The organism is Paenibacillus sp. FW126-R14 (assembly GCF_058789495.1).
Genome location: NZ_JBYTBS010000017.1, coordinates 38,944 through 62,412, shown reverse-complemented (window position 1 = coordinate 62,412; position 23,469 = coordinate 38,944). Strand labels below are relative to the sequence as shown.

The following is a 23,469-nucleotide window of genomic DNA, read 5'->3' as shown; positions in this document are numbered from 1 at the left end:
ACGTAGTGATTATCATCTGAGCTAGTGATTATTGAGCGCTAAGAAGTCAGATTTTACAGGTAAAAGTTAATTTATGTAAAAATGATTATTGCTGAACTTGGTAATCGCTGGATATAGTCGAGGTGCGGGAGGGGGATATATGGCGCAATAGTGACTGCTTGTATGGGTGTAAGGCTTGGGCTCATCATCTAGGAACATGCACACGGATTAAATTGACACAATGGAAGGAGGAAAGCAATTAATGAGACTCATTTGAGATGCGTATCGGCCGAAATGAACCATAAACATGTGAGGGAGCTGACGATTCAAATATGAATAACATACTTAACAGGAAAAAATTCGAAAAGTCAATTGCATTGATGCTATGCCTTGCACTGGCCTTATCTTTCGTCATGGCTTTTCCGGCAAATGCGGCTGCTTTACTCAACAGCAATTTTAATGACGGCACGGCGGCAGGATGGACTGCGACTAGCGGCACATGGTCTGTCGTACAGGATGCGGGAAATTATGTGTACAGCCAATCGAGCACTGATGAGGGGAGAACTTCTGCAGGAAGTCAGTCGTGGACGGACTATAGCGTAGAAGCGAAGGTAAAGGTAGAAGATTTCAATGGTTCAAATAGATCCTATGTCGCCGGAAGGTACAAAGACGGCAATAACTTCTATGCAGCCTCCCTTTATAACAGCAGCGGTGGAACGCTTGAAATCCGCAAAAAAGTAAGCGGTTCCACGACAACTTTGGCAAGCAAAACGAATTATCCGCTGGCCACAGGCACATGGTATACGGTTAAATTAGAGATGGTCGGTTCATCCATCAAGATGTATGTGAATGGAACCCTGCAGCTTTCCGCTGTAGATACAGGCTTAACATCCGGTGCGGTTGGACTTGTCGCTTACAAAACCGTTTCCAAGTTCGATGATGTCGTGGTCACAGATACAGGCGGATCATCGTCGCCAACGCCAACCCCGACAACAACGCCAACGACAACGCCAAGTCCGACGCCGACAGCAACCCCGACACCGACTCCGCCGGCGGGCTCTATGAGCGCCTACAATCTGACTGGCTTTGCTGCCGGCAATACAGGCGGGGGGAACATCCCGGACACAGATGCCCGGTACAAGAAAGTGTACAACGCGACAGATTTAGCTGTCGCTTTGAAGAAGAATTCCGGCATCAGAGTCGTCGAGATTATGAACGATTTGAATTTGGGCTGGAATGAGATTCCGGCTGCTGCACAAGTTATGCCTTTCAGCGAGAACAACCCTGCTCAGACGCATCCTGTGCTGAAAACAACCGGAGTAAGCAAAATCTACATCGATAGCTTTAACGGTCTAACGATCTTCTCGGCGAACGGGTCAAAAATCAAACATGCGGCCTTCACGATCAAATACAGTTCGAACATCATTATTCGCAATCTCGAATTCGATGAATTATGGGAGTGGGATGAAGCCTCCAAAGGCAACTATGACAAAAATGACTGGGATTATGTCACCATTGAAGGTGCCACTTCCAAAGTTTGGGTGGATCACTGTACATTCCACAAAGCCTACGACGGCGTGCTTGACGTGAAAAAAGGCAGCAACGGAGTCACGGTCTCATGGTCATCGTTCGTTCCTGACGATCAAAGCTCGAACAGCTGGGTTACGCAGCAAATCAACGCCTTGGAAGCCAATATGTCGGCTTACCCGATGTATGCTTATTTGCGAAGCAGCGCTATCGGCCTGAGCAAGGCGGATATTATTGCCGTTGCTGCCGGACAGAAGAAGGGACATCTGGTGGGAGCGACAGAATTTGCATCCGACAATGCCGACCTGCAAGTTACCCTTCATCATAATTACTATAAGGATATGCAAGACCGGATGCCGCGTCTGCGTGCCGGCAATGCCCACGTATATAACATCGTGATGGACAATAAAGACGCCTGGTCAGCCAAGAAAAAAATAACATCGGCGATGGAAAGCGCCTTATCTGGGAAAGGCTATCATTTCGGTGTAACGAGCAATGGCGCTATTTCTACCGAGAATGGTGCCGTACTGGTTGAAAACTCGCAAATTATCGACATCGCTTCGCCAATTCGCAACAACCAAGCGGATCCTGCCGATGCCTCCTACACAGGCAAAATTCGCGCAGTAAATACGCAGTACTCACTAGACGGTTCCGTATTTACAGGCAGCAGCGATACAGCGGGCAGCCCGCTCGCGCCAGTGCCTGCACCGGTCAAAGCATTTTCATGGAACGGTTTTTCTTCTCTGCCTTACAGCTACAGTCTTGACCCGGTTGCCACTTTAAAAACAAGGCTTACAGCAGCAGACGGCTCAGGAGCTGCGAAGTTAAACTGGGCTAAAGTCAACTGGTTGCTCACGAGTTATTGATTGATTTTGCAATATAACTAGCTATAGACTAGCACAAAGGCTGCTTCCCTTTAGTAGGAGTTCTACTAGGGAGCAGCCTTTGTGAGTAGATAAGAAAGGATAAGTTTTATACTTTTGCAGCGCGTCTACCTTGGTCGTTTATCCTTGGTTGCACGTACATATAAGTCATGTTATCCGCGGCGTTTTTTACGTAAATACCAGACTAACATGGAAATGGCGTCACCGATTGAAGCGGTTTGGTAATATCTGAGTGTCATTGTCATAAGCAAGAAACCTCCCTAACCCTGAAAGTATGTCATGCATTAAACAGTACTACGTAAAAAGTGTTGGGATGGTTTTATTTTTTTTAATTATTTATTAACACTGTTTTTTAAACAAATACCTCTACTTTCTGGATTAAACTTTATGCCATAAAGTTGGATAATAAACTTGTAAGCGTTATCCAAATTTGAACGGTACTTAGGGGAGGAATAGAGATGAAAAAAGTATTCACTTTAGCTCTGTCGCTATCCATGATGTTTACGGCGGTGGCTTGCTCGTCCGGCACGACCAATACGGCCACGCCTGCGCCGACCAGCGAACCGACCAAAGCGGCGGTGGCGACAACAGCGCCAAGCAAAGATCCAGTCAAGCTTCGCATCGCATGGTGGGGTGGACAAGCGCGTCATGATTACACGCTTAAAGTCATCGAGATGTACGAGAAACAGAATCCGAACGTTAAGATTGAAGCGGAATACGCGCCATTTGACGACTATTGGAAAAAGCTTGCTCCGCAAGCCTCAGCGAATCAACTGCCGGATATTATTCAAATGGATATCTCTTACTTGACGCAATACGGCGGGAAAAATCAGCTGGCTGATTTGACGCCTTACACCAAAAACGGGCTAATCGATGTTTCCTCCATCTCTCCGAATGCCATTTCCGGCGGTGAAGTGGGCGGTAAACTGGTCGCCATGAACTTAGGTGTGAATGCGCTAGCTACTACGGTTGATGTGAATACGTTCAAAAGCTTGGGCATCAACATGCCTACCAAAGATTGGACTTGGGATGATTATGATGCGGTTGCGGCCAAAGCGAAAGCCGGGGGCAAGCAAATCGGCGGTTTTGCACTCCACCATGAAGTCTTCTTCCCGTATTATCTTCGTTCCGTCGATCAAAAAATGTATAATGCAGACGGAACAGCTCTAGGTTATAACGATGATAAACCGTTCATTGATTACTTCAAGCGATATCAGAAATGGTACGATGCCGGCAATATCCTTTCTCTTGACAAAGAGTCACAGAAGAAAGGGGTAGCCGAGGAAGATGAAATTTTGCTGAACAACGCGGTGACCGGCAATGGATGGTCCAACCAATTCTTAGCTGTAGCTAACTTGGTCAAAGACCGCCCGCTGGAATTGTTCCCGCTGCCTGGCCGCAACGGCAATAAAGGTCTATTCATGAAGCCAAGTATGTACTTTTCCGTTGCAAACAGCTCCAAGCAAAAAGAAGAAGCGGCGAAATTCATTTCCTTCTTCGTCAACGATGTTGAAGCGAACAAATTGATTAAAGGTGATCGCGGTGTGCCTGTTTCCTCCAAAGTGAAAGATGCCCTGAAGCCGCTTCTTTCACCAAACGAAGTGAAAATCTTTGATTATGTGGCATGGGCAGAGCAAAACAGCTCTCAAATGGATCCTCCGAATCCATTAGGATCAATCGAAGTCGAGAAATTGCTCAAAGCGGCGAGCGAGCAAATTTTGTATAAGAAAACGAGTGTCGAAGAGGCCGCAGCGAAATTCCGTAAGGACGCTAACGCTATTTTAGAAAAAAATAAAGCGAAGTAACTTATCGCCGAAGAGAAAGACCGGGCCTCCTGGAACATGGAGAACCGGTCTTTTTTCTCTTGACAGGTTAAACGTTTCAAATTAAGCTATTAGTGTATGTTAAACGTTTAACAAAACGGAGTTGAATCAGGGATGACCAAGCCCAAACAAGTCACCATTGTGGAAGTGGCCGAAGCAGCAGGTGTGTCGATTGCCACCGTCTCCAATGTGTTGAATCGAGGTGGTATTCGTTCGTCGAAAGAGACGATTCGCAAGGTCGAATTGGCTGCTGAACAACTGGGATATCGACGCAATACGATGGCGGCAGGGTTAAGCCGCAGCAAAACTTATGAAATCGGTCTCATCATACCGGCGATGACCAGCTACTATGGACAGCTTGCCGAACATTTGCAGATTGAAGCGCACAATGCGGGATACCACTTATCCGTTTTTTCCTCCGGGGGATTCGATCCGGATATTGAACGGAGGCACTTGGAAGTTTTGCTGCAGCGCAGAGTGGACGGTTTGATTTGCCATGGATTAGCCATGGGGTTCGAAACCACGCGTTCGATTGTGAACAGCGGGACGCCGTTAGTGTTGATTAATGGCTGGAATTGGCCGGAGGACATCGCCACAGGAGCCGTAAATCTTGGGTTTGCCGGCGCTTGCCGGGAATCCGTCAAGCTGCTTGCTGAACGCGGCTGCGAAGCAATTTGCTACATAGGCAGCAAACGGTCGAAAGTGATTGACGAACAGCGCCTGCTCGGTTTCCATGCCGGGGTTGCGCAATACGGAAGCGGTATCAAGCATGAAATCGTGGACGCGATGAGCTTGGATGCCGAGGCATATCTGAAGGATCTTATGCAGCGTCATGAGAGGCCGGTTGGCATTGTAGCTTTTGATGATTATGTGGCTTTGAAAATTTTATCGGCCGCTAATAAGCTGCATATCGATATGCCGAACCGTTTAAAACTTATTGGGATTAATAACGAATATATGGCGAAGGAAAGCTATCCGGGCATTTCAAGCTGGGACATTCCTTATAACAATCAATCGCGAATGGCTGTAGCTAAGTTATTGCACAAGCTTGGCCATCAAGCGGAGTCAGGCGAAGAGCGTGAAATCGAGGTTCCCCTTACTTTTATCGAACGAGAAACAACTAAATTATACGAATCGGAGTGAATCATTCATGTGGAAACAAGCCATTGAGGACGCATTACAGAAAACGAAAGCGAACATTGAACGTTTTGGGGATCTTTTTCCGCACGTGAGTGAAAATGATGTGTATCATCTGAATCCGAATACGGATTGGACGGACGGCTTTTGGTCCGGCATTCTGTGGTTGGGCTACCAATACAGCGGGGACAAAGCATTTCAAGAGGCTGCCCAGAGAACTGTCGCAAGTTTTAAACAAAGATTGGAAAACCTTGTTGAGCTGGATCACCATGATATCGGATTCTTATATTCGCTTTCTTCAAAAGCGCAGTGGATCATTGAAAAAGATGAAAATGCGAGACAGCTTACGCTGCAGGCAGCCGATGTGCTGATGAAACGTTGGAGACCAAAAGGTCAATATATTCAGGCCTGGGGTCCAGAAGGCGATGAGCACAACGGGGGACGCATTATCATTGATTGCATGATGAACCTGCCGCTCTTGTACTGGGCCTACGAACAAACCGGCGACGCTAAATACAAAGAAGTTGCGGTTATCCACGCCGACTTGAGCCGCCGTTATTTGGTGCGCGGCGATGATTCCTCGTTCCATACGTTTTACTTCGATCAAGAGAACGGCGAGCCGCTGCATGGCGGAACTGCGCAAGGCTATAGCGACGGTTCTACATGGACCCGCGGCCAAGCTTGGGGAATTTATGGATTCGCGCTCTCGTACCGCTATACGAAAAATCCCCTGTACTTGGAAACATCCAAGCGCCTGGCTCGTTACTTCTTTGACCGCTTGTCGCAGGACGATGTCGTTTACTGGGATTTCAATGCGCCAGTGAACGCAGAAACGAAGCGCGACAGCTCCGCTTCCGCGATCGCTTCCGCCGGTGCTCTTGAATTGTTGGAACATTTGGCTGAAGATGATGCGGATCGCGCTTATTTAGAGAATGCGATTCAGCGTTCCATGACCGGATTGGTGAAATCGTATGCGACGATCGGCAAGCCGGATGCACAGGGCTTCATCGAGCGCGGTTCTTATAGCGTACGCGGCGGAAACGCGCCTGACGACTTCATGATTTGGGGAGATTACTACTACCTGGAAGCGCTGGTTCGTATGGACAAAGGAATCAAAGGGTACTGGTATGAATAATCAAGCTGCAGGCGGCAATGCTCGCGCTTACTGGCTGCAAACGATGCTTCGCATCGCGAATCCCGTATTGGAAGCATTAGCGGAGCGAAAGCTGCGAGCGGTCATGCCCGTTGAAAATAAAAACGAGGAGCAGCGCCAATTCTCTCATTTGGAAGCTTTTGCCCGTACGCTCGTCGGCATGGCGCCATGGCTGGAAAGCCCTGCGCTGGATGCGGAGGAAGAAAAGCTCCGAACGCATTACGCCGAGCTTGTGCGTGCAGGTCTGGACGCCGCGACGGATCCCGAGTCGCCTGATTTCTTGAACTTTAGTCAAGGATTTCAGCCTGTCGTTGACACCGCCTTTCTGGCTCATGCGATTCTGAGAGCACCGAACGCGCTGTGGCATGGATTAGACAGCCGCGTGCAGGCTAATGTGGTGAAAGCTTTGCAATCATCGAGAACGCGCAAGCCGTTCTTCAGCAATTGGTTGTTGTTTGCAGCCATGACCGAGACGGCGCTTCGTTACATGGGCGCAGATTGGGACCGGATGCGCGTGGACTTTGCTCTGAAGCAGCATGAGCAGTGGTACCTCGGCGACGGCATGTACGGCGATGGGCCTGACTATCACGCTGACTATTACAACAGCTTCGTCATTCAGCCGATGCTGGTTGATATTATCGAGCATGTCCATGGGGAATATCCGGATTGGGACGCTATGCGCGAGAATATTTTGATTCGCGCCCAGCGCTTTGCCGCGGTACAGGAGCGTTCGATTTCGCCGGAGGGAACGTTCCCTGTCATTGGCCGGTCACTGGCATACCGGTTCGGCGCGTTCCAGTCGCTGGCCCAGACGGCTCTGCGCCGCGAGCTGCCGACCGGCGTAGCGCCGGCTCAAGTCAGATGCGCGTTGACCGCGGTCATTAAGCGCCTGATCGAAGCGCCGGCTACGTTCGATGAAGCGGGCTGGCTGCGGATCGGCCTGTGCGGCCACCAGCCGGAGCTTGGCGAGACGTACATTTCCACGGGCAGTCTTTACTTATGCTCTGCCGTGTTTCTACCGCTTGGCTTGCCGTCGGATGATGAGTTCTGGCAAGGGGCGGATGCGCCTTGGACCTCGCAGAAGGTTTGGTCAGGGCAAACCGTTGCCATTGACAAAGCGATATAAGATGGAATCTCCAAAAGCGTTCTGTTTCCTAGTGAAACATGGTTCCATTCGCCGAAATAAGCAGCACCTTTTACATCAATGTTAGACGAAAAGCTTAAAAGGGTGCTTGTTCAGCCGGTCGAGCAAGTAGCGTTAGCGCAGCCGTTGTCCTCGCTAACAGACAGAGTGGCCCTTATTCGCTGGAAACGAACCTCTTCGAACATGTAAAGGACATCAATACTGTTATTTGCTCATTAAGGGACTGACTTCGCCCCGGTATTGGCAAATAACGACTCTGATGTCCATAAGCAGAGTGACAAGATACTTTTCGGGAAAATAACGGCCGCTATGTCCGAAGCGAGAGGAGACGTAGGAATCTTTTAAGCCGCTGCACAACTGTCAAAGAAACTGCCACTTCAATCAAGCGGCAGTTTCTTTGCGTTTTTCCCGCAATTTATGACGCCGTTCCTTTTTTCATGTATACTAAATTCGTTATTCCCTTATCCCCAAATAGCCTGAAACGGCAGTTGTGGATAACTTTGTTGAGCCAGAAGAAAGAAGCGTGACGCTTTTGAATGAAATTTATCAATTAACGGTACAAGAAGTGCTGAGAAGACCATTCTTTCAGCAAGCCTATATCGCGGCAGGTCAAGACGGCTTGCAGCGTCTCGTCCGCTGGGTGCACATTATTGAAGTGATCCAGTTTGAAGAGCTGCTTCAGGGTGGAGAGATGATTCTGACGACAGGAGCCGCTTTCAAAAGCGATACGAAACTGTTTATGACGTATCTGGAGCAGCTCATGAACAATAACGTGTCCTGTCTGTGTATTGAGATGGGCCATTATTTGAGTTCCGTTCCGCAGGCCTGGATCGATGCCGCGGAAGCCTGCGGGCTGCCGCTCATCATTTTTCCGCAAGCCGTGCGGTTTATCGATATTACGCAGGATATTCATGCGCATATCATCAACCAACACCATAAAGCGCTCCAGGATCTGGAGAAAATATCGCGTGAGTTCCATCGCATGACGCTGTCCTCGCAAGGCGTGTCCCACGTGCTGGGGCTTCTGCAAAGCAGTACGAAAGCCCAAGTGATCTATGTGCCGCAGGATGGGCAGCCCAAATTCATCCCCCAGCTGGGGAGCCGCGAGTCCGGCCAGTGGCTGGAATTGCTGGAGGGCCGCCTTGCCTCGGACTTGAACGCCAGGCATGCCGGCTCGCCCGCTGTCTTCGAAGTCGAGGGCCAGACGGTTATCGTGCAGCCTGTTGGCGCCATGGGCAAATCCTGGGCCCATATCATCCTCGTGCTGAGCCGCAAGCCGCAGGAATATGAATACTTGATTCTAGACTCCGCTTCTTTATCGATCGCGCAGGATTTACTGCGTAAGCGCTATATGGAAGAACGTAAATTATATTCGCAAACGTTATGGATGGATGATCTGCTGCACCTCCGCATCCGTGACGAAGAGCAGATCAAAATGCTGATCGGCCATACTTTCAGACAGCTTAACGAGCTGCCTTACCATGTCATTTTGATCGAATTTGCACACAAACAAACGGAAGATTACCCTGCTCTAGGCGATGGCGAAGGCATTGAATCTGCGGGAATTCATCTATCGCTTGCCGCTCGCTCTATTTTTGAGCAGCATACGTTTCATCCCCTTTTAACCTTGAAAAATAACCGGCTTGTTGTCGTAGCGTTTGACAAAACACCCAAACGTCCTGCCAAAGAGCGGCTGCAGCACGTCTTTCAATCCCTTCAGCTGTTGAAAGCGGAGGAAGAGATGGAGCTGACGATCGGGGTCGGACAAAGCAACCGGAGCTTTATGCAAGCGCACCAAAGCTACCAAGAAGCGCTGCAAGCGATATCGCTTTGCGCGACACTGCAAAGCAAAGTGCTGTTTTATGACGAGCTTGGTGTGTTTCAACTGCTGCTTCATATTGGGGATAAGCACATGCTGCAGTCTTTTGTACGCACGTATTTGGGGCCGATCATCGACTATGATCATATGAAAGGCAGCGAGCTGCTCCGCACGCTTAAAGTATATCTGGACAGTGACGGCTCCAAGCAGATTGCGGCACAGCAGCTTTTTATCGTCAGGCAATCGCTCTATTACCGTCTGGAGAAAATAGAGGAGCTGCTTGGCGCAAACTACATGCTGCCGGAGAAACGGCTAGCGCTGCAAGTGGGCATCCGTGCCTTTCAACTGTTGTATCCGGAAATAAAATTGTGAAAAAAAACCGGACAGTTTCTTTACAATTTGTCTAATGGCACGCAGGCGGATCCCTTTTATACTTGGAATCATCAAGTAGAGACGGATCCATTTTTGATGGATCCCACAGAGAGGCAGATGCAGAATGATTATTGGGGTTCCGAAGGAAATTAAAAATAATGAGTATCGCGTTGGCATGACGCCAAGCTCCGTGCTTTCATACACAAAAGCAGGGCATGAGGTTAGAGTTGAAACCTCGGCAGGTCTGAGCATCGGGTTTAAGGATGAAGATTACGTGCAAGCAGGAGCGACGATTGCAGCATCGGCAGCGGAAGTATGGAAAGCCGACATGGTTGTGAAAGTGAAAGAGCCGCTGCCGGAGGAGTACGGCTACTTTCATGAAGGATTGATTTTGTACACGTATCTTCACCTTGCACCTGAGGCTGAATTGACGCATGCGCTGGCTCGCAATAAAGTAACTGCAATCGCTTATGAGACGATTCAACTCGACAATGGCAGCCTTCCGCTGCTGACGCCGATGAGTGAAGTGGCAGGCCGCATGTCCGTCCAGATCGGCGCGCATTTCCTGGAGAAAGCGCATGGCGGCAAAGGGATTTTGCTTGGCGGCGTACCGGGCGTTGAGCCTGGGCGGGTTGCCGTCATCGGCGGAGGCATCGTAGGCGCGAATGCGGCGAAAATGGCCATCGGATTAGGCGCCGATGTGACGATCGTTGACTTGAATCCGGATCGTTTGCGCCAGTTGGATGATCTCTTCCAAGGACGCGTGAAAACGATCATGTCCAGCCCTTATAACATCGCGGAAGTGGTGCGGAACGCTGATTTGGTCGTAGGCGCCGTATTGATTCCGGGAGCTCGCGCACCTCGTCTCGTGACTGAAGAGATGGTCAAAACGATGAGCCCGGGCAGTGTGATCGTAGACGTTGCGATTGATCAAGGCGGCTCCATTGAGACGATTGACCGCATCACGACGCATGATCAACCGACCTATGAGAAGCACGGAGTTATTCATTATGCCGTAGCGAACATGCCAGGTGCCGTAGCGCGCACGTCAACTTTGGCGCTGACGAATGTAACGACGCCATACGGTCTGCAAATTGCCGGCAAAGGCTATGTACGCGCTGCTTTGGACAACAAAGCCATCGCCAAAGGCATTAATGTGGTTGCCGGGCATGTCACTTACAAGGCAGTTGCCGAAGCGCACGGATATGAATACACGGACGTATACTCGCTTTTACAATAAATCCCTATTAAAAAAGCTGCCCCTCCAGGTCAAACCTGGGAGAGCAGCTTTTTTTGATATTAGAACGCTGGAACGATAGCGCCTTTGTATTTGTCTTCAATGAATTTCTTCGTGTCAGCGGAGTTCAATTCTTTCGCCAGCTTCTGCATAGCTTCAGAATCTTTATTGTCCGGACGGGATACGAGAATGTTCGCGTAAGGCGAGTTTTTGTCCTCGATGAACAGAGCGTCTTTGGTCGGCATTAAGTTTGCTTGCAGCGCATAGTTCGTGTTGATCAGAGCAAGATCGAACTCACCGATCGTACGAGGCAGCATAGCAGGGTCAAGCTCTTTAATTTGAAGCTTTTTGCTGTTTTCTACGATGTCGTTCACAGTTCCTTTGATGCCAATGCCGTCTTTCAACTTAATCAAACCGTTTTTCTCCATCAGCGCAAGCGCACGGCCCGCATTGGAAGGATCGTTTGGAATGGCTACGGTTGCGCCTTCTTTCAGTTCCGCCGCGGACTTCACTTTTTGAGAGTAAGCGCCGAATGGCTCAATGTGTACGCCAACGACTTTGACCAGGTTTTGCTTTTTATCGGCATTGAATTGGTCCAGGTAAGGCTGGTGTTGGAAAAAGTTAGCGTCCAATTGTTTTTCAAACACTTGCACGTTCGGTTGCACATAGTCGTTGAACTCGATAACTTCCAAGTTAACGCCTTCTGTTTTCAATTTTGCTTTCACGTTGTTCAAAATTTCAGCATGAGGCACGGAAGACGCGCCGACTTTCAATGTTACTTCTTTAGCAGATGTCGTAGCGGCAGGTGAAGCCGATGCGGCTGGCGCCGAGCTGGCTTGATTCTCAACCGGTTTTTGTCCGCAAGCGGCAAGCGCCAGCACGAGGAACAAGGAAACGAGCGATACAGTAAGTTTTTTCATTGTAAAAATGACCTCCAATAATCAGTGATGTCTTATTTGCGGTTGTATTTGGCGACCATACGATCGCCGAACATTTGTAGAAGCTGAACAAAGATGACAAGGATGACGACGGTGACGATCATAATGTCCGTACGGAACCGCATATAGCCGTAGCGGAGCGAAAGATCGCCAAGCCCGCCGCCGCCTACGACGCCTGACATTGCGGAGTAGGAGAGCAGTGCCACAGCCGTAACGGTTACGGCTGAGATCAAGCCCGAGCGCGCCTCCGGCAGCAGAACGCGCCAGACGATTTGCCATGGCGTTGCGCCCATGGACTGAGCGGCTTCAATGACGCCGCTTTCGATCTCGCGCAGCGCGGATTCGACCAGCCGCGCAAGAAATGGCGCGGCGGCGATCACGAGAGGCGGGATCGCGCCTTTCACGCCGATGGTGGTGTGCACGAGCGCTTTCGTAATCGGGAACACGGAGATCATGAGAATGACGAAGGGCACGGAGCGCAGGATGTTCACAATCAGCGAGAGTACTCCGTACAGCGGCATATTTTGCAGCAGCTGTCCTTTGGACGTCAAGAATAAAATAATGCCTAACGCCAAGCCGATAATAACGGTGAATAGGAGCGACCACCCCAGCATCACAAGCGTATCTCCCGTTGCTTTTACAATTTCAGCCCAGTTGATTTCCCAGGTCATATTCATGGGGCCATCACCTCCACATCCATTCCTTCCTGCTTCAGCTTCGCGATAACCGCAGAGATTTCCTCAGGCTGAGCGCCGGATAATTGGACGACCAACTGACCGTAAGGCACACCTTTCATGGAAGAAATCGTGCCCTGCAAAATGGCAAAGGTCACATTCGTCGACTTGACCGTCTCGAACAAAATCGGTTCGTACGTTTTCGCGCCGATGTACGTAATCCGGATGACCGTGCCCGCTGTGATTCCTTGTTTCTTATTCGAGTCGATTGCCGTGCCGGTTGCCGCAAAATCAGAAACTTGTCCGACAAACTCCTTCGTTACCGGATGCTGCGGCTGAAGGAACACATCCAGCACTTTCCCGGTTTCCACGATCAAACCTTTCTCCATGACGGCTACGCGGTCGCAGATCGCACGAATGACCTGCATTTCATGCGTAATCAGCAGGATCGTAATGCCAAGCTTCCGATTAATATCGAGCAGCAGGGCGAGAATCGCATTCGTCGTCTGCGGATCGAGCGCAGAAGTGGCTTCATCGCAAAGCAGAATATCCGGGTGATTGGCAAGCGCTCTGGCGATGCCGACCCGCTGCTTTTGTCCGCCTGACAGCTGGCTTGGATATTTGTCCGCATGCTCTTGCAATCCGACCAGTTCAAGCAGTTCCTTGATCCTCGCGCGGATCTCGGCTTGCCCCGTACCGGCCAGTTTCAACGGAAAGGCGATGTTCTCGGCAACGGTAGATGAGGAAAGCAGATTAAAATGCTGAAAAATCATGCCGATCTTGCGGCGTTTGACCTGCAGCTGTTTGGCGTTTAAACTTGTCATGTCTTCGCCATCGATCATGATGCTTCCTGAGGACGGACGCTCAAGTAAATTTACACATCGCAGCAAGGTGCTCTTTCCTGCGCCGGAGTGCCCGATGATGCCGAATATTTCACCGCGATCGATATGTAAACGGATCTGCTGGATAGCCGGTACGCGTCCCGGTATATCCTCGTACACTTTTTGTAAATTATCGATATGAATCAGGATGAATACCTCCTATTCCATGCAAATGTTGGTGATCATATATTTTGGCCAACGGTAGATTATTTTATAAGAAATTACAAGAGTAAGCAACAGCCAAAATATGAAAAATGAAACTTTCCAGATGCATTGACGCTGCATTTATTTGCATATAAACTTGGGTTAAACGTTTCAATAAGTGAAAACAGCGCTTTATATCACATAGAAAACGCTCTTTTACGAATATTCCGAGGAGATGACAAATTTGACGAATTTGCAACAAAGACAACATGAAATCACGGCCAAAGTTGCCGCAGAGGCCTATCAACGACCATTACTGAGCAGCGGTTTCTTGTTTCACCAAGATGTCCGGGATAATTTCTATTACGCTTCTTATTTATTTGCAGCTTCCCAGGAGGGGGACATCGCGTTTGAAGGTGACCGCGAATCGGCGAAAGCGAAAGCGGAAAGCATTCTCCAATCTTTAACCGAGCTGCAGGATCAGAATGCGCAGAGCCCAACCTACGGGCATTGGCCGCTAAGGTTAAACCCAACCCCGCATGAAGCCGCGAAAAATACACTCCCAGTGGAATTAATGGGGAGTTTGATGGTTTATTTCTATGAGCGGTATGCGGATGCTCTCAGCGAGCCGCTGCGCAGCTCCTTCGAGGGGGCGCTTTTCCATATTTATCAAAGCGGCTTCTACCGCAAAGAGATCGAGCACTATCATCACCACGAAGCGAAATATACGGCAGCCAAGCTTATTTTCGGCCAGCGCTATGAGGATAGAAGCTTGCTGGAGGACGGCGCTGTGAGCTTGCGCCGCACGTTGGATCGCGTGACAACGCTTGGTATGTCCGAGTACGGCGGGCTGCCGTGGTTCTGGCATTGGGTGCAGGCGTTTACGTGCGCTTGGCAGTTGATGAAAGATGAAGAGATTAAAGCGGATCTCGCCCGCATGTTGGATTATTTATGGCGCGTTCGCTCGACCTTTTATTTGGGAGGCGCATGGGTGGGGCCGCATTCCCGAATTTGGCCGCACGATATGCCGAAGGATACGAATGTGCTGCATGATTATGTGCAGTATGGCAATTTTAAGCTGCCCGAGGAAATGCCCCGGACCGAATATGCAGGTTTTCTTGCGTACGAGGCTCCGGCCGATGCCATTCAACTTGCTTTGCACCGCCAAGTTCCTGTTGAGGTGAAGTCTCGCATCCCCAAACAAGCAGGCACAGAGGCAAATGAAGAGGATGTGCTTCACAGCTATGTATATATCACAGAAAGCTTTGCTGTGGGCGGTATTTACGAGCGCGTGCTTGAGTTTGACAATGAGCAGCACCGCTGGGATGTAGCGCTGCCGCTTGACCGTGCGCAAGGAGTCAATCACGCTTATTTCTTCCATCCGGCTCTTGGAAACGGAGAAGGTGATTTGCGCCATCAAAGCGAATATTCAGAAGTGTTTTTCCACCGCGGTACGGTCATAGCCGATTATCAAATTCCTGAAAATATACCCAATCAAATTACCGGCTGCTTGCCGGCTGGAGATTGGCTGGAAGAGGAGCACGCTTTGTTCGGCTTATGCGGTGATGTGTACATGGCCGTCTATGTGCAGCAGCCTTATCAAAGGCAAGCACTTGCCGACCGTTCCGTAATTACGAGCAGTGGAAATAAGAATGCCGTCGTTTTTGAGTGTGCAGGCAGCAAGGACGCGGTGCTGAAGGGCATTGGCAGCCTCCAGCAATTTGCGGACGTCATGAGAACGAAACAACCGGCATACTCCACGGATGACGAAGACGGTTTCGCGATTCATTACACAACGCTGAATGATGACGTGCTCGTTTTCAAAAGCGGACCCAGCTCCGAAACGAGCCGATTTGTTAACGGTCATGCTGCGGATTTCACTGATTATAAGGTCCTTTTAAAATAAAAAGAGGATAGAATCATGCAAAAAATGACGCTCTCATCATTGGGATGGGAGGTCATTTTTATTGTTTATATCGATTATGCTTTAAAATGTACGACTGCGCTGTACAGCATTTTGCCTGCGTTTGGATCAAATACGGTGTGATGCTGAACGGCGAATACGCCTAGCATAAGCGCTTTGTTGTTATCAATCTGTTCGTTAATTTGCTTCTCCAGCGATTTCAAGTCATAAGCTTGAAAAAACTCAATTTTATTGTCAATGCGGTCCAAAATAAAATCCATGCGGTTCGTCCTCCCAGGCAACATATGTGAAAATTAGATGCTTCTCTATTATAACGTCAATATCTGATATAGGAAGTGGCTTTGAATAGGCGTATACTGTAGGGGGATGCGAGGCAAGAACCAGAAGTTTCTTCGGAATCCGAATGATTCCAAACAACAAGTAGCAGGAAGTGATGTCGTTTTGAAGTCAACAAGGTTATTAATTGATTTCTTAAAGCAGAAATGGCCGTTGTACCTTGCAGCCGCATTATCAATCTCGGTGGGAAACATCGTGTATTCGTACTACCCAAAGCTGCTTGGCGAATTCACCGATCACCTTCAGCAAGGGGGCTTAAGCAAAGATTTAATTTTTGGATACAGCTGGAAGCTGTTGTTCATTGGTGTTAGTTTCGGGATTTTGACGGCGATTGGCCAGTACTTAATTATGCGGAGCGGCAGACGCTTCGAGTTCGTAGCAAGAAACCGTTTGTTTGACCATTTTACAAAGCTGGGGGCTACCTTTTACTCCAAGAATGGCGTCGGCAAGCTGCTCAGTTATGTGATGAACGATGTGACCGTCATTCGGGAATCGATTTCGATGGGGATTAACCAGATTGTGAACTCGGCGATTTTAATTATCTCTGTGGTTGTGACCATGCTGTTCAGTTCGATTCCGCTGTATTTAATTCTAGTCTGTATCTTGCCTTTATTGCTCATTCCCGTTCTGACCGTGAAATTTCAACCTATTATTAAAAATCGTTCCTTGCAGGTCCAAGAGGCATTAGGCAAAATGACCGAGTCAGCCGAGGAGCAATTCGGCGGCATCCGCGTCGCGAAAAAGTTCGCGGTCGAATCGATCATGATGGACAGATTCAGCGCCACCGTGGACCGGATTCGCGACAATCAGCTAAGGTTGGTACGCCTCTCTTCTCTATTTGAAGCATTGATTCCGTTTCTGGGGGCAATATCGCTGATTATCGCGATTGCATTTGGGGGCTATTTGACGATTCAAGGGCGAATTACGATCGGAAACTTCGTTGAATTAACGCTGTACATCAGAATGATGGTCAACCCGCTTCAACAGATCGGCCGTGTCATCAATGCGATGCAGAGATCCAAAGCGTCGCTTGAGCGGATCAATGAACTGCTCGATTTGAAATCTGAAATTGTGCAAAAAGAGCTGGCTCAGCCTACTCATCTCGATCAAGAGGGCATTCGGATTGAGCACTTGTCCTTCGCCTACCCGGATGATGAGGATGAGGTGCTCCATGATATTTCTCTGACGATCGAGCCGGGGAAATCCATTGGCATTATCGGCAAAACAGGAAGCGGCAAGTCGACGCTGGTGAAGCTGATGCTGCGGATTTATGACCCTCCGGAGGGCACCGTTTGGATTGGGGAGACGGACATTCGGGATGTGACGCTGGAAAGCTTGCGCAACCAAATCGCTTACGTGCCGCAAGAAGGCTTCCTGTTTTCGACAACCATTCGGGACAACATCGCTTTCTATAAAAGGGAGCTGCCGCTTGAGCAGGTAGAGCGCGCTGCCAAAAATGCGCAGATTCTGAACAGCATCACGTCCTTTCCCGAGAAGTTCGAGACGAAGCTGGGCGAACGCGGGGTTACGCTCTCTGGCGGGCAGCGCCAGCGAACGAGTCTGGCCAGAGGCATGATTAAGGATTCGCCGCTTATGATTCTTGACGATAGTGTAAGTGCCGTCGATTCTGTGACGGAGAAGCATATCATCGACACGATCCGTAAAGAACGTTCCAACAAAACGACCATTTGGATCGCGCACCGAATTTCGGCGTTAAAGCATACGGACGAAATCATTGTGCTTCACGAGGGGCGCATTGTGCAGCGCGGCACCCATGAAGAACTTATCGCGCAGGAAGGCTTATATGCGGAGCTTCATGCGATTCAGGAAGGGGGCAGCCACGATGTCGCGGAGTAAAGAGAGCACGAAGCAGGGGCCGCAAGCGGCCAAAACGTCCTTCCGGGTTTTATCCGTCTATGCCAAACCGCACAGGGTTACATTTGCAGCCGTATTGCTGTGCGCATTGCTGGGGATAGCCGCAGATTTGTTTCAGCCTTATCTCGTGAAGATCGCCATTGACGATAATTTGATGATTGGCAAAAATGACTATCACGCGCTGCTCGTCATCTGCTTGTTCTATGTAGGACTTTCGGTAAGCTCTTTGTTTTTCAGCTATTTGCAGAACAATTTGCTGCAGTTTGCCGGCCAAAGCATCGTGGCTAAAATTCGTAAAGATTTGTTTCAACACATTTTCAAACAGTCGATGTCCTATTATGACAAAACGCCTAGCGGCAGTCTGATTACGCATGTATCCAGCGATACGGAGACGCTGAATCAGTTCTTCACGCAAGTGCTGTTAAGTCTCGTGCGCGACGGGATGACATTAATTTTTATCATTGTATTGATGTATCACCTGGACCCGACGCTAACGATGTACAGCATGATAGTGATCCCTATTATCGCTATCATTGCCATCAGCTTTCGCAGATATATGCGCAAAACGTACCAGCTTTCCAGGACGCAGCTATCTCAAATGGTTGCCTTTGCGGCCGAAAATTTATCCGGGATGCATCTTATTCAAGCCTTTCACCAAGAAAACGAACAAATGAAACGTTTCACGGATCGAAATTTAAGTTATTTCCGCGCGAATTTGCGGGAAATCCGAACGAACGTCTTATTCAACCGCTCTTTTGATATTTTGGGTAATTTATCCGTTGCGTTTATTACGTGGATCGGCGGCATGGCCGTTTTCGATAAAACGGTCGAGTTCGGCGTCCTTTATGCGTTTATTACATATATCCGGCAGTTTTTTCAACCGATTAACAGTATTACTCAGCAGTGGAATACGCTGCAATCTACGACCGTGTCGATGAACCGGATCTGGAACATTTTCGCCACGCAGCCGGAAGTGAATGACCAAGAGCATGCGAAAGATATCCCGCTTAAGGAGGTTAAGGGCGAGATTCATTTTAACCATGTGAAGTTCGGTTATTTGAAAAATATCGCTGTTCTTGAAGACCTTGAGCTGCGCATAAAGCCCGGTGAAATGATCGGGATTGTAGGAACGACAGGTGCGGGCAAAAGCTCGCTGATATCGCTGCTCTGCCGCTTCTATGACGTGCAGGAGGGCAGCATCCGGATTGACCGCACCGACATTCGGGATATTCCGCAGGCTAATCTGCATCGGATGGTAGGACTGGTTCAGCAGGAGCCTTATCTATATGCGGGAAGCATTCTCGATAACGTGCGGATGTTTGATGAGTCGATTGCGCCGGGGGATGTCATTAAGGCCTGTCAATTGGTTGGAGCAGACAGCCTGATTGCAAGGCTGAAGGATGGGTACGAGACGCGTATCTCGGAGAGAGGAAGCGGCTTATCCGCAGGCGAAAGACAACTGATTTCCTTTGCAAGAATCATCGTTTTCCAGCCTAAAATATTGATACTGGATGAGGCTACGGCGAATTTGGACTCCCAAACGGAGCAGTTGATACAGACGGCGCTGCAGGTCGTTGCCGAGGGGAGAACAACGCTTATCATTGCCCATCGCATCTCGACGATTATTCATGCAAGCCGCATTATTGTCATGAGTCAAGGCCAAATCGTCGAAGAAGGGAACCATGCGGAATTGCTTGCGCTGCACGGTTACTATGAGCAGTTATATTTGCACTCCCAGGGGAGTATGGATGCAGCGCATCCGATCTCCTAAACATATAAAAGCTTTGTTGCCTTCCTTTCGGGAAGAGTGACAAAGCTTTTTTTGTCCTATTATTCTACCAAAGGTCAGTAAATAGAAGCTAAGCAACTATATAACAAAAACACTATTTAATTATAATTACTGGTAAATTGTGTTGTTTATTTTAATTTACTAGACTATACTAATGTATAAAATTGTAATATTTCTGTCGATTTATGTCGACGAGAGGAGGAAATGATGAAAGAAAGCATAAGGCCAAATCCGCAGAAATTATTTCCCAGTGAAGATGGAAACGAGCAAGCGCGTCAGATGATGCTGCGATTCATCGAACAGATTTTAACCGGTGTCGATGTGCTGAAAAATCCGGATGGCGTTAATCTGAAGGGCGAGAAAGACCGAACAGGAAGTTTTTATCATCACCTCATTCAAAGCAGTGAAATTCCGGCGGCCAGCGTCCCGTTAGAGGAAGTCAATACCGAGTTGTTGAAACTGCTGCATGATCATCCTTACCATACGAAATATTTCCTGACCAATATTTTGCCGATGGCGAGCATCCCGGGCATCTTGGGTATGATTGCGGCGTTTATGGTGAACGGCAACAATCTATGGGATGTGTATGGTCCTGCGGGAGCTGAAGCGGAAGTCAGAGTCATCAGCATGATGTCCAAATTAATTGGTTATGACGCGATGACAAGCGGCGGATATACGACATGGGGCGGGCAGGGAGCCGTCTTTTCCGGACTTCGCATTGCGATTGCCAAATTTTTTCCGGAGGCTTTGCAAAAAGGTATTCCCGACAATTTGTATGCGTTTTGTTCGAATTCGGCACATTACAGCCTGTTCAAATCCATGGAAGCGACGGGGATTGGCAGCGATAAATTAATCCGTGTTCGTACGAAGGCGGACAGCTCCATGGATGCTTGCGACTTGAGGCGCAAGATGGAAGAGGTTATCGCGCGAGGCGGAATTCCGATCTATATTGTCGGAACGACAGGATCGACAGATGCGATGGGGATCGACGATTTGGAGCAAATTTATGCGGTTTCCAATCAAGTTGCCGCACAGTTTGGACTGCGGAGAGCTCATATTCATGCTGACTCGGCGTTAGGCGGATTCTTTGCTTTTTTTCACGATTATGATTTCACCGGCAATCCGCTAGGCTTTAAAGATGAGGTCGCAGAGGCTCTTATGGCAATTCATAGCCGGATGAGACATTTGCATTTGGCCGACTCGCTGTGCTTCGATTTTCAAAAGCTGGGGCAAACGCCGTATTTGACAAGCCTGTTCCTGCTCAAGGAAGCCGCAGATTTGAAGCTCATGGACCTGCATCCGGACGAAACGCCGTATGTCGGACATCGCGGATATGGACAATACCATACCGGGTATACGTTGGAATGCTCGCGCATGGCTAGTTCCATTAGCATCTATAGTGCGCTGCTCGCATTCGGCATACAAGGTTACCAACAACTGCTGGCTCAGTTCGTTGAGGTCAATCTCGCATTTCGGGCGAGGCTGCGTCAGGAAATTCCTCAGGCTGAGATCGTAAATGAGGACAATCCCGGTATTATTACGTTATTTCGAATTTATCCCGAGGGAACGCATCGTTTCCAGGAAGAAATGTCGGGAAGCTGCACATCGGAAGAGATTGAGCGGAACAATAAGTTCAATGAAATCTTGTTCGAAATGCTGGGGAAGCAGCGTGAGCGCATCTTTTTTGGCGATACCAAAAAGCACCTGATGGTGCCAACGAAGGATAAAGGCTTGATGGCTTTATACGCGAGTAAGATTTTTGTCATTTCTCCATATACGGAGGTTGAACATATCCCTGAGATTGTTCGGCATTTGAAAAAAATCATAACCCATGTTTACGAAAACTATGCTGAACCATCTACGATAAGCAGGAGGTAACAACAAGTGGCTGCGCAAACGTCAAAACTATCAGAAAAAGATGAGCTTTTCAGTAAGAAAATAATGAACTGGGTCCGTGAGCATATTGCCGTTAAAATGACGCTTAGCCTTGTATTGCTGCTGCTTGTCGTTAGCGGTGCCTTTTCCTTTTCCGGATACTGGATCAGTAAAAATTTAACGGCGAAGCTGGAAGATCAATTTGTTCTGCGCTTGACGTCTAATATTCAAAACGTTACGAATTATTTAGCTGTTATTCCTGAACGACCCGAGGAAATGACGGATTCAAAGCAGCCGGCACACGCGAAAATAAAAAAGCAATTCGAGGAGTTCAAAAAACAAGGCGCCTTGGAGAACGTATTTGTTCTGACGAAAACGCCACAGAAAGAGCAAATCGTGCTGCTAACCGGGGTTGATAATGATTTCGGCACCGAGTATCCGTTTACGCCGGAAATGAATGCGGCGATAGCCGAGGATAAGCCGATGATCAGCGGCATTTACAAAGATGAATACGGCATTCATAAATCGATCTTTGTTCCGCTTCGCAGCAAGAATGGTGAAAATGTCGGCATTATCGGGATCGATTTGGATGCGAGTATCATCCCCAAAACGAAACAAGATATGTTTTGGACAACGCTGATCATCACGCTGATGGTTGTAGCTGCGGGCAGTTGTATCGCCTATTTCATAAGCCGGAGCGTGACAAGACCGGTCGTTCAGCTCATGCGGGTAACGGAGAAGGTAGCCAGCGGGTATTTGACGGAACCCGTCTCAGTCGACCGCATCGATGAGATTGGGAAGCTGGCGGGGGCATTTAATGAGATGCGGAGGAATTTGGAAACTTTGATTCGTCAAATGTACGACTCCTCGCACATCATCACCCAAACGAGCGAGCAGTTGTATCAATCCGCAGATGAGTCAAGCTCAAGCGCCGGGCTGGTTGCCGTCTCCATGAATACGATGTATGACGGGGTAGCCGAGGTTGTGACGTCGATTTCGGAGAGTACTCATTCCATCGTTGAAATTAATTCGGAATTGACCGAAGTAACGACCGAAGTCAAAGAGATGCAGGAAATGGCACATAAGGTGGGGGCCCAATCGGTTGACGGTCAACAGCTTGTCGAGAAGACGCTGCATCAGATGAACGTGATTCAAAGCGAGATGAAACAATCTCAGGAAGCGGCGCTGCAATTGGGGAACCGCTCCAAAGAAATCGGCGCGATCATCAACATTATCACGGAAATCGCTCAGCAGACGAATCTGCTGGCTCTGAATGCTTCTATTGAAGCGGCCCGTGTCGGCGAGCAGGGAAAAGGCTTTGCCGTTGTTGCCGGCGAAGTGAAGAAGCTGGCTGAGCAGTCGACCCAAGCGGCAAGCTCCATTACCGAGCTCGTCTCCGGTACTCAAATGGACAGTCATTTGGTCATGCAAAGCATCGCTCAGGGAAATCACGCCGTAGAACAAGGCCAGACGTGGATTAACGATACGTACGAAAATTTCAAGGTGATTTTCAATGGTATTTCCGTTTTCTCCGATCGGACTGATCATTTATTGGACACGCTAGAGCGAGCTGTGAAATCTTTCGAGACTATCTCCAGGATGATGCAAAAAATTTCCGGAATTACCGAGCAGCAATCTGCCGGATATGAGGAAGTAGCTGCCGCTGCAGAGGAGCAGAGTGCATCCATTGAGGAAATTACAGCGGCGATACGCCAACTGACCGAGATGTCGGTTGAACTGCAGAAGTCCGTTAAAAGCTTTAAAATATCTCAATAGACGTGTGATCATAAGTTTAACCGCCAGCCTTCGGGCTGTTTTTTTAATGAGTATTACCCGCTGGGGGAGAAGGGGAACTACAGAGCGCTATTTTGCTAGAAACAGCCCTTTCGTTAAGGGAGAGGGAGACTAGGATCCGCTATTTCACCATGCGAGCAAGAAGGTAGATTATTTGAGCTGAA

16 protein-coding genes are annotated in these 23,469 nt (G+C 48.8%); 12 read left to right on the top strand and 4 right to left on the bottom strand.

Annotation, left to right across the window (positions count from 1 at the left end; all coding sequences use genetic code 11):
* Positions 1-311: 311 nt before the first annotated feature.
* From AC3WRW_RS13435 to ald, 7 genes are all read left to right on the top strand, one after another.
* Entirely contained in the window at positions 312-2,372 is a 2,061-nt protein-coding gene (locus AC3WRW_RS13435; RefSeq protein WP_492546817.1) for a pectate lyase family protein, read from the top strand.
* 476 nt (positions 2,373-2,848) lie between these two features.
* Positions 2,849-4,195, top strand: coding sequence for an ABC transporter substrate-binding protein (locus AC3WRW_RS13430; protein ID WP_492546816.1), 1,347 nt, complete (start codon positions 2,849-2,851; stop codon positions 4,193-4,195).
* Positions 4,196-4,327: 132 nt separating this feature from the next.
* Positions 4,328-5,356: a LacI family DNA-binding transcriptional regulator gene (locus AC3WRW_RS13425; RefSeq protein WP_492546815.1), complete on the top strand. Its 1,029-nt coding sequence runs from the start codon at positions 4,328-4,330 to the stop codon at positions 5,354-5,356.
* Between the two features lie 7 nt (positions 5,357-5,363).
* Positions 5,364-6,485 (top strand): glycoside hydrolase family 88 protein, encoded by a 1,122-nt coding sequence (locus tag AC3WRW_RS13420; RefSeq protein ID WP_492546814.1) that lies wholly within the window; start codon positions 5,364-5,366, stop codon positions 6,483-6,485.
* Positions 6,478-7,629, top strand: a complete 1,152-nt coding sequence (locus AC3WRW_RS13415; protein ID WP_492546813.1) for a DUF2264 domain-containing protein — start codon at positions 6,478-6,480, stop codon at positions 7,627-7,629. Before AC3WRW_RS13420 ends, AC3WRW_RS13415 begins: the two co-directional genes overlap by 8 nt.
* 541 nt (positions 7,630-8,170) lie before the next feature.
* Positions 8,171-9,838 (top strand): PucR family transcriptional regulator, encoded by a 1,668-nt coding sequence (locus tag AC3WRW_RS13410; RefSeq protein ID WP_492546812.1) that lies wholly within the window; start codon positions 8,171-8,173, stop codon positions 9,836-9,838.
* Between the two features lie 124 nt (positions 9,839-9,962).
* Positions 9,963-11,078, top strand: coding sequence for an alanine dehydrogenase (gene ald, locus AC3WRW_RS13405; RefSeq protein WP_492546811.1), 1,116 nt, complete (start codon positions 9,963-9,965; stop codon positions 11,076-11,078).
* 59 nt (positions 11,079-11,137) lie between these two features.
* On the opposite strand, the gene AC3WRW_RS13400 is transcribed toward ald, so the two are convergent.
* The 3 genes from AC3WRW_RS13400 to AC3WRW_RS13390 are packed head-to-tail and all read right to left on the bottom strand — an operon-like array spanning position 11,138 to position 13,715.
* Entirely contained in the window at positions 11,138-11,995 is an 858-nt protein-coding gene (locus tag AC3WRW_RS13400; protein ID WP_492546810.1) for a MetQ/NlpA family ABC transporter substrate-binding protein, read from the bottom strand.
* A 32-nt stretch (positions 11,996-12,027) separates the two neighbouring features.
* Positions 12,028-12,690 (bottom strand): methionine ABC transporter permease, encoded by a 663-nt coding sequence (locus tag AC3WRW_RS13395; protein WP_492546809.1) that lies wholly within the window; start codon positions 12,688-12,690, stop codon positions 12,028-12,030.
* On the bottom strand, positions 12,687-13,715 hold the full coding sequence (locus tag AC3WRW_RS13390; protein WP_492546866.1) for a methionine ABC transporter ATP-binding protein: 1,029 nt from the start codon (positions 13,713-13,715) through the stop codon (positions 12,687-12,689). Before AC3WRW_RS13390 ends, AC3WRW_RS13395 begins: the two co-directional genes overlap by 4 nt.
* Before the next feature lie 232 nt (positions 13,716-13,947).
* On the opposite strand from AC3WRW_RS13390, the gene AC3WRW_RS13385 reads away from it, so the two are divergent.
* Positions 13,948-15,618 carry a hypothetical protein gene (locus AC3WRW_RS13385; protein ID WP_492546808.1) on the top strand — a complete coding sequence of 557 codons (1,671 nt, stop codon included), beginning with the start codon at positions 13,948-13,950 and terminating at the stop codon, positions 15,616-15,618.
* A gap of 74 nt (positions 15,619-15,692) precedes the next feature.
* On the opposite strand, the gene AC3WRW_RS13380 is transcribed toward AC3WRW_RS13385, so the two are convergent.
* Entirely contained in the window at positions 15,693-15,896 is a 204-nt protein-coding gene (locus AC3WRW_RS13380; RefSeq protein WP_492546807.1) for a YrzA family protein, read from the bottom strand.
* A 181-nt stretch (positions 15,897-16,077) separates the two neighbouring features.
* On the opposite strand from AC3WRW_RS13380, the gene AC3WRW_RS13375 reads away from it, so the two are divergent.
* The 4 genes from AC3WRW_RS13375 to AC3WRW_RS13360 all read left to right on the top strand — a co-directional run bounded on the left by AC3WRW_RS13375 (position 16,078) and on the right by AC3WRW_RS13360 (position 23,287).
* Entirely contained in the window at positions 16,078-17,829 is a 1,752-nt protein-coding gene (locus tag AC3WRW_RS13375; protein WP_492546806.1) for an ABC transporter ATP-binding protein, read from the top strand.
* Complete coding sequence (locus tag AC3WRW_RS13370; protein ID WP_492546805.1) at positions 17,816-19,618, top strand: ABC transporter ATP-binding protein; 1,803 nt, start codon at positions 17,816-17,818, stop codon at positions 19,616-19,618. Before AC3WRW_RS13375 ends, AC3WRW_RS13370 begins: the two co-directional genes overlap by 14 nt.
* A 225-nt stretch (positions 19,619-19,843) precedes the next feature.
* On the top strand, positions 19,844-21,514 hold the full coding sequence (locus tag AC3WRW_RS13365; RefSeq protein ID WP_492546804.1) for a pyridoxal phosphate-dependent decarboxylase family protein: 1,671 nt from the start codon (positions 19,844-19,846) through the stop codon (positions 21,512-21,514).
* A 6-nt stretch (positions 21,515-21,520) separates the two neighbouring features.
* Positions 21,521-23,287 carry a methyl-accepting chemotaxis protein gene (locus tag AC3WRW_RS13360; RefSeq protein WP_492546803.1) on the top strand — a complete coding sequence of 589 codons (1,767 nt, stop codon included), beginning with the start codon at positions 21,521-21,523 and terminating at the stop codon, positions 23,285-23,287.
* Positions 23,288-23,469 lie beyond the last annotated feature (182 nt).

What these genes read in the sequence shown, in the direction of transcription:
- AC3WRW_RS13435 (WP_492546817.1), top strand. Translation starts at nt 312, where the DNA reads ATGAATAACATACTTAACAGGAAAAAATTCGAAAAGTCAATTGCATTG.
- AC3WRW_RS13430 (WP_492546816.1), top strand. Translation starts at nt 2,849, where the DNA reads ATGAAAAAAGTATTCACTTTAGCTCTGTCGCTATCCATGATGTTTACG.
- AC3WRW_RS13425 (WP_492546815.1), top strand. Translation starts at nt 4,328, where the DNA reads ATGACCAAGCCCAAACAAGTCACCATTGTGGAAGTGGCCGAAGCAGCA.
- AC3WRW_RS13420 (WP_492546814.1), top strand. Translation starts at nt 5,364, where the DNA reads ATGTGGAAACAAGCCATTGAGGACGCATTACAGAAAACGAAAGCGAAC.
- AC3WRW_RS13415 (WP_492546813.1), top strand. Translation starts at nt 6,478, where the DNA reads ATGAATAATCAAGCTGCAGGCGGCAATGCTCGCGCTTACTGGCTGCAA.
- ald (WP_492546811.1), top strand. Translation starts at nt 9,963, where the DNA reads ATGATTATTGGGGTTCCGAAGGAAATTAAAAATAATGAGTATCGCGTT.
- AC3WRW_RS13400 (WP_492546810.1), bottom strand. Translation starts at nt 11,995, where the DNA reads ATGAAAAAACTTACTGTATCGCTCGTTTCCTTGTTCCTCGTGCTGGCG.
- AC3WRW_RS13395 (WP_492546809.1), bottom strand. Translation starts at nt 12,690, where the DNA reads ATGAATATGACCTGGGAAATCAACTGGGCTGAAATTGTAAAAGCAACG.
- AC3WRW_RS13385 (WP_492546808.1), top strand. Translation starts at nt 13,948, where the DNA reads ATGACAAATTTGACGAATTTGCAACAAAGACAACATGAAATCACGGCC.
- AC3WRW_RS13380 (WP_492546807.1), bottom strand. Translation starts at nt 15,896, where the DNA reads ATGGATTTTATTTTGGACCGCATTGACAATAAAATTGAGTTTTTTCAA.
- AC3WRW_RS13370 (WP_492546805.1), top strand. Translation starts at nt 17,816, where the DNA reads ATGTCGCGGAGTAAAGAGAGCACGAAGCAGGGGCCGCAAGCGGCCAAA.
- AC3WRW_RS13365 (WP_492546804.1), top strand. Translation starts at nt 19,844, where the DNA reads ATGAAAGAAAGCATAAGGCCAAATCCGCAGAAATTATTTCCCAGTGAA.